Raw genomic sequence first — 12,134 nt, 5'->3', positions numbered from 1 at the left:
AGCCGCCGTAGCACGGTGCGGTAATCTCCTCCCGCGGGCCGGGTGCCCGTACGGGGAGTTAGCTCAGTTGGTTAGAGCCGTCGACTCATAATCGATTGGTCGCGGGTTCAAGTCCCGCACTCCCCACCATTCGGCGACGATCAGTCGTCGCCCGCGATCGCCTCCCGCAGCGCGCCCGTCACCGCCGCGGGGTTGTCGACGTTCATCAGGTGCCCGGCGTCCGGGATCACGCGGTAGGTCACGTCCACCAGTCCGTCGACGATCATGCGGGCGGCCTTCTCCGGACACAGAGCGTCGCTCGACGCCGCGATGACATCGACATGCTGACGGATCTCGGAAAGCCGTGGGGTCAGCGGTTGCTCGCGCACCCGGGCCATCGCGCGTGCCGCGTTGGCATAGCCGGCACCGTCCCCGATCGCCTCGAGTCTCCTGGCCGCGATCTCGTCGACGCGATCATGGGCGGACACCAGCCCGGAGACGGTGTCGTCGCGCATCGCCGCCCGGAATTCGTCGCTCGAGGTGTCGGCGGCCTGACCGGCGCGCTGCGTGTAGAACTCGGCCGCGGCTCGCCCCACCACCGACGACGTACCGAGCACGATCGCCCGGCTCACCAGATCCGGCCGCTCGGCAGCCGCCCAGAGGACGATGGTCCCACCGGCGGAGAAGCCGACGACGATGGCCGGCCCGGTCACGGCCTCGAGGAACCCGACGAGATCTCGGCCGAGTTGCTCAAGGGTCCCCTCGGCCTCCCCGACCGTCGTCGCGCCGTGTCCGCGGAGGTCGACGGCGAAGGTGTGCTGGTCGGCGAGGTCGCGCTGCGTGTGCGCCCAACTCCGACCGTCTTCACCCAATCCGTGGACCAGAACGATTGGCGCCGAGGTTGATTCGTCGCTCCCCTGTTCTGAGTAGTTCACCGTGAGATCGCCGATCGACACCATCGTCATGGATCCAGGCTCTCACACGCGCGACACCCGAACCCGCTCACCTCTCGACCCGGCACCAGAACTCGGTCTCGCCCGGAAGCCGCGTCAGCCGCACCTCGCCGCCACCGGGACGATCGAAGATCCGGACCCCGTCGCCCAGGAAGACCGGGACGTGGAAGACGAGGACCTCGTCGAGCAATGCGGCGTCGATCATCTGACGCGCGACGTCGGCGCCGATGACCGTGACGTACCCATCTCCCGCCAGCCTCGTGGCCTCCTCGACGGCGCGGTGCAGGTCGGTGACGAAGGTGACACCCTCCACCGGGTCTGCGGGCGGATTGTGCGTGAGAACCACTGTCGGGCCCTGGTATTCGCCCTCGAACGCACCTTCGCGGTCGGTGCCCTTGTTCGGGTCGTCGCCCCCGAAACTGCGATTCCCCACGAGCAGGGAGCCCGTCCCGTCCCGGAGCCGCCGGGCGGCGGAATTGTCCTCGTCCTCGCCGAAGAACCGCGTCAGCCAGGACATGTCTCCGCCGGGACCGGCGATGAAGCCGTCGAGTGATGCTGCTGCCGAATAGATGGTGGTCGCCATGAGGTTCTCCGTTCAGACGTGGTCGATGTACAGACCGCCTGAACCGTTCCGACTCATCGCGCCCGGCGGAAGACCTCTGCCGAGAGCGACTCAGCCGACGTCGACGGTCGGGTCGAGGGCCTGCTCCAGCAGGCTACGGCGATAGGCCTCCAGGGCCACCAGATCGCCGAAGACGGCGTTGTAACCGTCCGGGTCGTCGCTGGGTGCCATCCGACGCAGTCGTGACTTGATGTCGGCGATCTGCGAACCGACCCACACTTCCTGCAGTCGAGCGAGGACGCTCGTGATGTAGCGGGCGATGTTGTCCTCGTCGACGGGCATCGACTCGACGGCGAGCTCGGTGACCAGCGGGTCGATGACCGGGTCGTCGACGGCGTTGCGCACGGAGTCGACCCAGGCGGCCCCGCCCAGACCCGACGACGTGCCGCCGATGCTGATCATCGCCTGTCGCACAATGGCATACGCGGGCTCGTCGAAGCATTCGACGGGTAGCGAGTCGAAGACCGTCCCGGCGATCGCCGGGTACTGCAGCGCGGCCTTGAGGGCTTCACGCTGGGGCCACAGCCGCGGGTCGTTGGGCTGGGGGCGTGCGGACGTCGGTGCCGTCTCCGCTTCCGGCCGGTTGCGCGCGGGAGCACCGCGTCGACCGCTCCGCCCGGAATCCGTACCGCCCTTGGCCTTCCGGATCTTCGCGCCTTCTTCGCGCACCCGACCGAGGACCTGGCTCACTTCTTCCCAGCCGACCCAGCCGGCGAGCTGGCGGGCGTACTCGTCGCGCAGCGCGACGTCTTTGATGCGGGCGACCACCGGGACCGTGTCACGCAGGGCGTGCACGCGGCCCTCCGCGGTGTCGAGGTCGTGTTCGGTCAGCAGCGTCTTGATCGCGAACTCGAACATCGGCACCCGGCGGGCGATGAGGTCGCGCACCGCGGCGTCTCCCCTGGCCTGACGGAGCTCGCACGGGTCCATGCCCTCCGGTGCGATCGCCACGAACGTCTGACCCGAGATGGACTGTTCTCCCTCGAAAGCCTTGAGCGCGGCGGCCTTTCCTGCGGCGTCGCCGTCGAAGGTGTAGATGACCTCACCGCGGAAGTACGAGTCGTCCATCATCAGGCGCCGGATCAGCGCGAGGTGATCCTCCCCGAAGGCGGTGCCACACGAGGCGACGGCGGTGGTGACGCCGGCGAGATGCATGGCCATGACATCGGTGTAACCCTCGACCACGACCACCTGATGGCCCTTGGCGATGCTCTTCTTCGCGTGGTCGAGACCGAACAACACCTGAGACTTCTTGTACAGCATGGTCTCCGGTGTGTTCATGTACTTGCCGAGGTTATCGTCGTCGAACAACTTGCGGGCGCCGAAGCCGATGATGTCCCCGCCGAGATTGCGGATCGGCCAGAGCAATCGACGATGGAATCGGTCGATCGGTCCCTTGCGGCCCTGCTTGGAGAGACCGGCCGCCTCGAGTTCGCTGAACTCGAAACCCTGCGACAACAACGCCTTGGTCATCGTGTCCCAGCCGGCGGGCGCATAGCCGCACCCGAACTGGATGGCGGCCGCGGCGTCGAAATCCCGCTCGGACAAATAGTCCCGCGCCGCTTGCGCCTCGGGGGTCTGCAGGGCGGCCTGGTAGAACTTCGCGGCGGCGGCGTTGGCGGCGACGAGCCGGGCACGCGTACCACGGTCCCGCTTGATCGCGGTGCCGCCGCCCTCGTAGTTGATCTGGTAGCCGAGCCGGTCGGCGAGCTGCTCCACGGCCTCGACGAAACTGATGTGCTCCTGCTTCTGCAGGAAGCTGTAGACGTCGCCGCCCTCCCCGCAGCCGAAGCAATGGAAGTGGCCGTGGTTGGGACGAACGTGGAACGACGGCGACTTCTCGTCGTGGAACGGGCACAGACCCTTGAGGCTGTCGGCACCTGCTCGCCGCAGTGCGACGTAGTCGCCGACGATGTCCTCGATCCTCGTCTGCTCACGGATCGCCGTGATGTCACGATCGGGAATTCGGCCTGCCACGCGTCCAGTGTAGTGACCCCGGTCGATCGGTCCGGCCGGGCACTCGACACATGCCGTCCACGAGACGGATCCGACGTCTCGGCAGGTCCCCGGCCCGCAAACCGCCCCGGAGAAGGGCTCCGGAAATGCGCCCCCGAGTTCCGCCCCGCGCCGAAACCGCCCCTCATGTCCGCCCCTGGTTTCCGCCCCGGCCGGAAAACCACCCCTGATATCCGCCACCGAGTTCCGCCCCGGCCGGAAAACCACCCCTGGAAACAACCCGACAGCGCCGCGCCGCGACCCATATGTCGCCGCCGGGGCTGTGGAGGGCGTTTCCCAGGGGCGCTTTTCGATGCCGGGCGGATAACAGGGGCGCTTTCCAGGGGCGCTTTTCGACGCCGGGCGGATTCCAGGGGCGCGTTTCAGGCCCGGCCCGGCCCCGGCCACCTCAACCCAGGTGCGCTTGAGCCCCGGAGTTCTGCTTGTCCGTGCGTTCCAGACGGCCCTCGGTCATCGACGCGATCTGATCGACGATGACCCGCATCCGGGCCGCGTCGTCGGCCGCTGCGTTCCACCGGGGCACGAAGATCGGGTCGAGTCCACCGGGAGCGGCTTCGACGAACCAGTTGGCGACGCGGTGAATCCGCTCGCGCTGCCGCTGCTGGGTTGCCTTGTGTCGTTCGTTGGAGAAGATGAACCGCAGCGCCATGGTCTTGAGCATCGGGACCTCGGCGGCGATGAGCGGGGGCACCTCGAGATCGGCGTCGTAGCGTGACACCGGCCGGTCCCCCACCATCGCGCGCGTACCGGTGATGGCGGCCGACGCGAATCGTCCGATGAGCTCACTGGTGAGACGTTTGAGGGCGACATACGAGTCGAGGGTGCCGTCGAAGACTCCGACAGCCCGCACGATGTCCATCTCGTGGAGTCGCCGAGCGGCGTCGACGAGTGCCTCCGGGTCCAGGCCGGGGAATTCCTTGGCGCCGATCTCGGCCATCTCCCGCCGGTCCTGCGGGTCGCCGAGGCTACGCAGGTCGATTCGGCCGCCTATGACGCCGTCCTCGAGATCGTGCACCGAATAGGCGACGTCGTCGGACCAGTCCATGATCTGGGCTTCGATGCACTTCCGGGTTCCGGGCGCGTTCCGGCGAACCCAGTCGAGCGTCGCGGCGTCGTCATCGTAGGCGCCGAACTTCCCGCCGGGGGTGCGTCGAGTCCACGGGTACTTCAACGTCGCGTCGAGCGAGGCACGCGTCAGGTTGAGGCCCGCGCTGTGGCCGTCGGCGTCGAGCAGCTTCGGTTCGAGCCGGGTGAGGATGCGCAGGTTCTGCGCGTTGCCCTCGAAGCCGCCGTGGTCGGCGGCCACCTCGTCAAGCGCGCGTTCGCCGTTGTGCCCGTAGGGCGGGTGCCCGATGTCGTGGGCGAGGCCCGCGAGTTCGACGAGGTCGGGTTCGGCGCCCAGCCCGATGGCGATACCGCGGCCGATCTGCCCGACCTCGAGCGAATGGGTCAGGCGGGTACGCGGGGTGTCGCCCTCGCGGGGCCCGACGACCTGTGTCTTGTCGGCGAGGCGACGCAATGCGGCGGAATGCAGCACGCGAGCGCGGTCGCGGGCGAAGGCGCTGCGGTGATCCGTCCGGGTTCCCGGCAGGCTCGCGACCTTGGCACCCTCGGGGACAAAACGTTCGACGGCCTCGTCGCCGTAGGTGGCCATGTCCGGAAGGACATGACCCGCAGCGCCGGAACCGGATTGACTGCTAGTCAAGCACCCAGCCCCGGCCGACCGCGAAATCGGTGACCCGCTGACGGATGGCCACGATCTGGCGCGCGGTCAGGTCGTCGTCGGCGTCGAGGAGAAGCTCGGTCAGCTCCTCGGTGAACGCGCCGGCGTCGAGCGATCCGCCGCCACCGCCACCGCGCGGACGCCGACCGTGATCGTCACGACGATGCCCGCGGTCACCACGATCGCCCCGGTCGCCACGTCCGTGGTGATCGTCGCGGCGATGCGCACGTGCACCCGCCGAATCGTCGGCCGGAGCCTCCTCGGTCACGGCGACGTTGATCGCCTTGGAACCGCGGTCGGTCTCCTCGACGTCGAAGGTCACCTTGGCACCCGGTTTCAGCGAGTCCTCGTCGATGTCGATGTCGTTTATGTGAAGGAACACATCGGCACCGCCCGATTCCGGTGCCAGAAACCCGAATCCCCGATTCGCGTCGTAATGGACGACTTTCCCGCTGACAGACACGACTCCACTCACTCTCTCGTCGCGCGCATGACGGGCCCCATGCCCTCCTCCGCGCGACAACTCGCCCTCAATTGTGACAGACAACCGCAGGTCAGGCGGAATCGTGCCCGTCCCCCACAGCGGGGGTACCAGGTGTGGCGGGCGGTGGTCAGGCGCCGAGCAGCTTGCCGCCGAGGTATTCGGCGACCTTGTCGAGGGCGACGCGCTCCTGGCTCATGGTGTCGCGCTCACGCACGGTCACGGCCTGATCGTCGAGCGTGTCGAAGTCGACGGTCACGCAGAACGGCGTACCGATCTCGTCCTGGCGGCGGTATCGCTTGCCGATGCCCTGCGCGTCGTCGAACTCGACGTTCCAGTGCTTGCGCAGTTCTGCGGCGAGGTCGCGTGCCTTCGGCGACAGTTTCTCGTTGCGCGACAACGGCAGCACCGCGACCTTGATCGGGGCGAGACGACGGTCGAGGCGCAGCACGGTACGGGTGTCGGTGCCGCCCTTGGCATTCGGCACCTCTTCCTCGGTGTACGCGTCGCACAGGAACGCCATCAGCGAACGGGTCAGGCCGGCTGCGGGCTCGATGACGTACGGGGTGTAGCGCTCGCCGGTGGCCTGGTCGAAGAACGACAGGTCCTCGCCGGAGTGCTTGCTGTGGGTGGTGAGGTCGTAGTCGGTGCGGTTGGCGACGCCCTCGAGCTCACCCCAGGGGTTGCCGGCGAACCCGAACTTGTACTCGACGTCGACGGTCCGCTTGGAGTAGTGCGACAGCTTCTCCTTGGGGTGGTCGTAGAGTCGCAGGTTCTCCGGATCGATGCCCAGATTGACGTACCAGTTGAAACGCTGGTCGATCCAGTACTGGTGCCACTCTTCGTCCTCGCCCGGCTTGACGAAGAACTCCATCTCCATCTGTTCGAACTCGCGGGTGCGGAAGATGAAGTTGCCCGGTGTGATCTCGTTGCGGAAGCTCTTGCCGATCTGCGCGATGCCGAACGGCGGCTTCTTGCGCGCGGTGGTCATCACGTTCTTGAAGTTCACGAAGATGCCCTGCGCGGTCTCCGGACGGAGGTAGTGCAGTCCCTCTTCGTCGTCGACCGGGCCGAGGAAGGTCTTCATCAGCCCGCTGAACGCCTTGGGCTCGGTCCAGTTGCCGGGCTGGCCGGTCTCCGGGTCGTTGATGTCGGCGAGGCCGTTCTCCGGCGGGTGCCCGTGCTTGGCCTCGTAGGCCTCGATCAGGTGATCGGCGCGGTAGCGCTTGTGGGTGTGCAGCGACTCGACGAGCGGATCGGTGAACACCTCGACGTGGCCCGATGCCTCCCAGACCTGACGCGGCAGGATGACCGACGAGTCGAGACCGACGACGTCCTCACGGCTGATGACCATGTTCCGCCACCACTGCCGCTTGATGTTGTCCTTGAGCTCGACGCCGAGCGGGCCGTAATCCCAGGCCGACTTGGTGCCGCCGTAGATCTCACCGCACTGGTAGACCAGACCCCGGCGCTTGGCGAGGTTGACGACGGATTCCACTTTGGACTGGGCGGCCACGGTTAACTGCTCTCCACGGGTTGAGGTTCTCGGCTTCGAACTGTTCTGCGCATGCGCGTGCGTCCGGGTGTGGTCGGGCGCGCACGGCAACCCCTACAGACTACCGAGCGGGCCCTCCGTTCGACCAAACCAGTCGCCCCGGCAGGCCGATCGCGGCCCGGCCGATGCCGTCCCCCCGGAACTGTCACAGTGGCAGGGTGATCAATCGAGCACGACTGCTGCCCGTCGTCGCCGCGACCGCGGCCGCGGTGGCCTTTCTCGCCGGTTGCGGCGGAGACCAACGCGAGGGTTCGGCACGCAGCGTGTCCTCGGCTCCGGTGTCGACGCCGGCCGTCGGCCCGCCGGTCGTCGAGGTCACTCCGGGTGGGCTGGCCGACGCGGTCACCCTCGACCGTGTCATGAGCCATGTCCGGGCGTTCCAGCAGATCGCGGACAACCACGGCGGAACCCGGGCGTCGGGCACACCCGGACATGCCGCGTCGGTGGATTACGTCGCCGGGCTCCTGCGTACCGCCGGGTTCGAGGTCACCACACCCGAGTTCGGCTACCAGCGATTCGACGCCGGGCCCGTGGAACTGACGGCCGACGGGGACAAGATCGATGCGCACGTTCTCGAGTACTCGGCAGGCACCGGCGGCAAGCCGGTGACCGGGGCGCCGGTGGAGGTCGGCGCACTCGGATGCGCGTCCGGCGACTATCCGCCGGCCGTGCGCGCCTCCGTCGCGGTGGTCACCCGAGGTCAGTGCACCTTCGCCGACAAGGCGCGCACCGCCGAGGCGGCCGGCGCGGTCGGGGTCGTGGTGGTGAACAACGAGCCGAAGCCGATGCTCGGCTCGACCCTCGGACCCGACGACCGGCCGGCGATCCCGGTGGTCGGGATCAGCTCCGACGACGGGCAGCGCGTGCGGTCGTCATCAGAGGTGAGCCTGTCGGTCGATGCCGAGACGACCCCCGTCACCACCCGCAATGTCGTCGCCGAGACGCGCACCGGGGCCACCGACGACGTCGTGATGGCGGGCGCCCACCTCGACAGCGTCGTCGAGGGACCCGGCATGAACGACAACGGGAGCGGCAGCGCGGCAGTTCTCGAGACCGCGTTGCGACTCGGGTCGTCGCCGCGCGTTCCCCACCGGGTGCGTTTCGCCTTCTGGGGTGGCGAGGAGGACGGGCTGGTCGGCTCCACGGAGTACGTTCGTGGCCTCGACGCCGCCGAGCGACGCGCCGTCGCGCTCTACCTGAACTTCGACATGCTCGCCTCACCGAACGGCGGGTACTTCACCTACGACGGCGACGACTCCGAACACCAGGGTGCCGGCGCGGGGCCCGGCGGCTCCGACGGCATCGAACGCGTCTTCGCGAAGTTCTACGCCGATCGCGGAATCCCGTTGGGCCCGAACGACTTCGACGGTCGATCCGACTACGGCCCGTTCATCGCGGTCGGCATCCCGTCCGGTGGCGTGGCGACCGGCGCCGAGCGGAAGAAGAGCAAGGAACAGGTCGAGATGTGGGGCGGTACGGCCGGCGAGCCCTTCGACCCGAACTATCACAGCCCACGCGACACCGTCGACAACATCAACACCGAATTGCTGGCCGTCAACGCCGCCGCCGTCGCCCATGCGGTCGCCACCTACGCGCTCGCGACGAACGGTCCCGACGGCGTTCCGGCGGTCGGCGTGCGGCAGCGAGCCGAGGGCTGAGTCCGCCGTCGCTGTTTGAAAACGATTTCCGTTAGAATGGCGGCAGTGCTGTGACGCGAGCAGTCCGGGAGGAGTGACATGTCGACCGAACCGATCGAAGGGTCCGGGCAGTTCGGCGCGTCCGGGCCGGTCGCGGACTCCGACGCCGCCGCCCGTGAGGCCGCTGCCGATCTCCTGCGAGCCCTCGCCTCCCCCACCCGCGTCGCGATCGTCCTGTCCCTGCGCGAACGTGTCCAGTGCGTGCACGAACTCGTCGGACACCTCGGCCTGAGCCAACCGCTCGTCAGCCAGCACCTCCGCGTACTCAAGGACGCCGGCGTCGTCCGCGGCCACCGCAACGGCCGCGAGATCACCTACGAACTGCTCGACGACCACGTCGCCCACATCGTCGTCGACGCACTGGTCCACGCGAACGAGACCAACCGCGGCCCGTCGGTGGTGAACGAGTGACCGGCGTCGAGGCCACCGGCCCGCAGCCGGTCACCGGAATCCGCTCCACGCGTCAGCGCGCGGCCATCGCCGACGCGCTGGCCGGCACCGACGACTTCTGCTCGGCCCAGGAACTCCACGAGATCCTCAAGGGCCGGGGCGAATCCATCGGCCTGACCACCGTCTACCGCAACCTGCAAGCACTGAGCCAGGCCGGTCAGATCGATGTCCTGTGGGACGGTTCCGGCGAGACCCGCTATCGCCACTGCTCGTCCGGACACCACCATCACCTGGTGTGCCGCAGCTGCGGCACCACCGTCGAGGTACAGGCCGATCCGGTCGAGAAGTGGGCGGCCACGATCGCCGCCGAGCACGGCTTCACCGACATCAACCACACGGTCGAGGTCTTCGGCCTGTGCGCCGATTGCCAAGGGTGTCAGGACAACTGACCCAGCGGTCGGCCGTCGAGTCGCGGTTGCCCTCGTGCCCGATCGCCGGGCGAGGACGCAACGAGATCGTGCGGAGCGACCAACCGCGCGACCAGCTACGTGGCCACCAGCCGCTCGGCGGCGTCGACACCGGCCGCCAGCACGATGTGCAGGACCGTCAGCAACGGCAGGTCGTCGAGTCGACCGGCGGGAAATGTGTAGTACTGCAACACATCTGTGGTGACACCGGCCGGATCGGAACGACGCAGACTGCCGAAGCTCAGCTGCGCGCCGAAGGTCTCCACATCGTCACGCAGGGTCGGGGTGTTCGGCAGGTCCATCGCCACCATCTGGGTCACGGCGAGCACGTCGAGACCGTCCGCCAGGGTGAGCACGCGGAGCGACGCTCGAGTCGGGCCGACTTGCACCACAACGGATTCCGCATCAGGGCGATCGGTGGGGCCGAGCTCTGCCACGATGACGGCGGCACGCTCGAGCAGCGCGGCGGCTTCGGTCACGACGGCTTCACCCCACCGAAGCGCCGGTCACGGGAGGCGTACTCCAGGCAGGCATCCCACAGGTCCCGACGGTCGAAGTCGGGAAAGAGTTTCTCCTGGTAGACCATCTCCGCATACGCCGACTGCCACAGCAGGAAGTTCGAGATGCGCTGTTCACCCGAGGGACGCAGGAACAGATCGACGTCGGGCATGTCGGGCTCGTCGAGGTAGCGGGCGAACGTCGACTCGGAGATGCGTTCGGGGTCGATCTCTCCGCGCGCAGCGCGCCGGGCGATCTCGCGGGCGGCGTCGGCGATCTCGGCGCGGCCACCGTAGTTGACGCACATCGTCAGCGTCATCACGGTGTTGTCCTTCGTGAGTTCCTCGGCGATCTCGAGTTCACGGATGACGCTGCGCCACAGACGGGGTCGGCGGCCGGCCCAGCGGACGCGGACACCCATCTCGTGCATCTCGTCGCGCCGGCGACGGATGACGTCGCGGTTGAAGCCCATGAGGAAGCGGACTTCGTCGGGGCTGCGTGACCAGTTCTCGGTCGAGAAGGCGTACGCAGACAGCCAGCCGACGCCCAACTCGATGCAACCGCACACGGTGTCCATCAGGACGGCTTCGCCCCGCTTGTGCCCTTCGGTGCGCGGCAGTCCGCGGTCGGTGGCCCAGCGGCCGTTGCCGTCCATCACCAGAGCGACGTGCCTGGGCACGAATTGGGCGGGGATGGCCGGGGGTCGCGCTCCACTGGGATGGGGATCGGGGGGACGAACCTCCGTGCGTGGGCTCGTCGGCTTGCGACCCTTCGACGAACTACCCGGCCGCAACGCCATCGTCGACTCTCCTCACCCCGTTGTCCCGCATACCGCCGACCGCACCTGGTTCGACACCCGTTTCCATCAGCCTATGAGGCGCGGTGCGTTCGATGAGCGGCAGGGTTCGCAGCTGACGTTCGAGATGCCACTGCAGATGCGCGGCGGTGAGGCCGCTGGCCTGGCGGCGCAGCGAGTTCGAGGACTCCTCCACGTGGTCCCACTGACCACGGAACAGTGCTTCCATGAGATCGAGAACGCCGGGCGACGGCGTGGCCGAGCCCGGCGGACGGCAATGCAGGCACACTGCCCCACCGGCGGCGACATGGAAGGCGCGGTGCGGGCCGGGGGTGGCGCAGCGCGCGCACTCCTCCAACGCGGGCATCCAACCGGCGCTGTACATGGCGCGCAGCAGGTACGCGTCGAGGATCAGTTCCCGCGGCCGGCGGTCGTCGGCCAGCGCCTCCAGCGCACCCACCGTCAGGCGGTGCAACTGGCGGGTGGGGGCGCGCTCCTCGCCGGCGAGCCGTTCTGCGGTCTCGAGGACCGCGCAGGCCGTCGTGTAGCGGCCGTAATCCGCGACGATCGCGTCGGCGAAGGCGTGCAGGCTGTGCACCTGGGTGACGACGTCGAGGCTGCGGCCCGGGTACAGGTGCACGTCGATGTGGGCGAAGGGTTCGAGACGGGCACCGAACTTCGACCGTGTCCGACGCACCCCCTTGGCGACCGCGCGCACGAGCCCGTGCTCCGCGGTCAGCAGGGTGATGATGCGGTCGGCCTCGCCCAGCTTGTGCTGACGGAGCACGACGGCCTCATCCCGGTAGAACCTCACCCGCCGATTGTCCCACTGTGTACCGACACCACCGGGTACCGACACCGGCAAGGTCCTTTCGATACGCCCCTCCGCAAGCTCCGGGGCTACTCAAGGAGCAACAAGCACGCCCCTCCGCAAGCTCCGGGGCTACTCAAGGAGCA

The 12,134-nt window shown here is 68.2% G+C and carries 12 protein-coding genes and 1 tRNA gene; 4 read left to right on the top strand and 9 right to left on the bottom strand.

The genetic code is table 11. The features are described from left to right. The first annotated feature begins 52 nt into the window (after positions 1-52). A tRNA-Ile gene (locus BPODLACK_RS18625) sits at positions 53-129 on the top strand. 11 nt (positions 130-140) lie between these two features. Here the strand turns inward: BPODLACK_RS18625 and BPODLACK_RS18620 are convergent. The 6 genes from BPODLACK_RS18620 to BPODLACK_RS18595 form a co-directional block, all read right to left on the bottom strand. Beyond that, positions 141-944, bottom strand: a complete 804-nt coding sequence (locus tag BPODLACK_RS18620; protein WP_159405921.1) for an alpha/beta fold hydrolase — start codon at positions 942-944, stop codon at positions 141-143. A 37-nt stretch (positions 945-981) separates the two neighbouring features. Beyond that, on the bottom strand, positions 982-1,515 hold the full coding sequence (locus BPODLACK_RS18615; RefSeq protein ID WP_159405920.1) for a dihydrofolate reductase family protein: 534 nt from the start codon (positions 1,513-1,515) through the stop codon (positions 982-984). A 90-nt stretch (positions 1,516-1,605) separates the two neighbouring features. Continuing rightward, entirely contained in the window at positions 1,606-3,531 is a 1,926-nt protein-coding gene (dnaG, locus tag BPODLACK_RS18610) for a DNA primase (protein ID WP_159405919.1), read from the bottom strand. Positions 3,532-3,958: 427 nt separating this feature from the next. Then, positions 3,959-5,224, bottom strand: coding sequence for a deoxyguanosinetriphosphate triphosphohydrolase (locus BPODLACK_RS18605; RefSeq protein ID WP_051349693.1), 1,266 nt, complete (start codon positions 5,222-5,224; stop codon positions 3,959-3,961). A gap of 43 nt (positions 5,225-5,267) precedes the next feature. Then, complete coding sequence (locus BPODLACK_RS18600) at positions 5,268-5,756, bottom strand: cold-shock protein (protein ID WP_024500461.1); 489 nt, start codon at positions 5,754-5,756, stop codon at positions 5,268-5,270. Positions 5,757-5,904: 148 nt separating this feature from the next. Further along, the gene (locus BPODLACK_RS18595; protein ID WP_006434883.1) at positions 5,905-7,290 is read right to left on the bottom strand and encodes a glycine--tRNA ligase; all 1,386 of its coding nucleotides are present in this window, start codon (positions 7,288-7,290) and stop codon (positions 5,905-5,907) included. 218 nt (positions 7,291-7,508) lie between these two features. Here BPODLACK_RS18595 and BPODLACK_RS18590 point away from each other — a divergent pair, with 218 nt between their 5' ends. The 3 genes from BPODLACK_RS18590 (at position 7,509) to BPODLACK_RS18580 (ending at position 9,865) form a co-directional block, all read left to right on the top strand. Beyond that, positions 7,509-8,987, top strand: a complete 1,479-nt coding sequence (locus BPODLACK_RS18590) for a M28 family peptidase (protein WP_159405945.1) — start codon at positions 7,509-7,511, stop codon at positions 8,985-8,987. A gap of 78 nt (positions 8,988-9,065) precedes the next feature. Beyond that, on the top strand, positions 9,066-9,437 hold the full coding sequence (locus BPODLACK_RS18585) for an ArsR/SmtB family transcription factor (RefSeq protein ID WP_024500463.1): 372 nt from the start codon (positions 9,066-9,068) through the stop codon (positions 9,435-9,437). After that, the gene (locus BPODLACK_RS18580; RefSeq protein WP_159405918.1) at positions 9,434-9,865 is read left to right on the top strand and encodes a Fur family transcriptional regulator; all 432 of its coding nucleotides are present in this window, start codon (positions 9,434-9,436) and stop codon (positions 9,863-9,865) included. The genes BPODLACK_RS18585 and BPODLACK_RS18580 overlap by 4 nt, the downstream gene beginning before the upstream one ends. Positions 9,866-9,960: 95 nt before the next feature. Here the strand turns inward: BPODLACK_RS18580 and BPODLACK_RS18575 are convergent, their stop codons facing one another. Genes BPODLACK_RS18575 through recO form a run of 3 tightly spaced genes read right to left on the bottom strand, consistent with a single transcriptional unit; the run spans position 9,961 to position 11,991 of the window. Further along, entirely contained in the window at positions 9,961-10,362 is a 402-nt protein-coding gene (locus BPODLACK_RS18575) for a hypothetical protein (protein ID WP_159405917.1), read from the bottom strand. Further along, positions 10,359-11,180 carry an isoprenyl transferase gene (locus BPODLACK_RS18570; RefSeq protein ID WP_006434878.1) on the bottom strand — a complete coding sequence of 274 codons (822 nt, stop codon included), beginning with the start codon at positions 11,178-11,180 and terminating at the stop codon, positions 10,359-10,361. Before BPODLACK_RS18570 ends, BPODLACK_RS18575 begins: the two co-directional genes overlap by 4 nt. Beyond that, a complete protein-coding gene (gene recO / locus BPODLACK_RS18565; RefSeq protein WP_006434877.1) occupies positions 11,161-11,991 on the bottom strand; it encodes a DNA repair protein RecO in 831 nt (276 codons plus the stop codon). Before recO ends, BPODLACK_RS18570 begins: the two co-directional genes overlap by 20 nt. Positions 11,992-12,134: the final 143 nt, after the last annotated feature.

This window comes from Gordonia sp. YY1 (assembly GCF_009872315.1).
GTDB classification, from domain to species: Bacteria; Actinomycetota; Actinomycetes; order Mycobacteriales; family Mycobacteriaceae; genus Gordonia; species Gordonia amicalis.
Note: the sequence above shows the minus strand (reverse complement) of the source record. Positions and strands in the feature narration are given on the sequence as shown.

What these genes read in the sequence shown, in the direction of transcription:
- BPODLACK_RS18620 (WP_159405921.1), bottom strand. Translation starts at nt 944, where the DNA reads ATGACGATGGTGTCGATCGGCGATCTCACGGTGAACTACTCAGAACAG.
- BPODLACK_RS18615 (WP_159405920.1), bottom strand. Translation starts at nt 1,515, where the DNA reads ATGGCGACCACCATCTATTCGGCAGCAGCATCACTCGACGGCTTCATC.
- BPODLACK_RS18605 (WP_051349693.1), bottom strand. Translation starts at nt 5,224, where the DNA reads ATGGCCACCTACGGCGACGAGGCCGTCGAACGTTTTGTCCCCGAGGGT.
- BPODLACK_RS18585 (WP_024500463.1), top strand. Translation starts at nt 9,066, where the DNA reads ATGTCGACCGAACCGATCGAAGGGTCCGGGCAGTTCGGCGCGTCCGGG.
- BPODLACK_RS18570 (WP_006434878.1), bottom strand. Translation starts at nt 11,180, where the DNA reads ATGGCGTTGCGGCCGGGTAGTTCGTCGAAGGGTCGCAAGCCGACGAGC.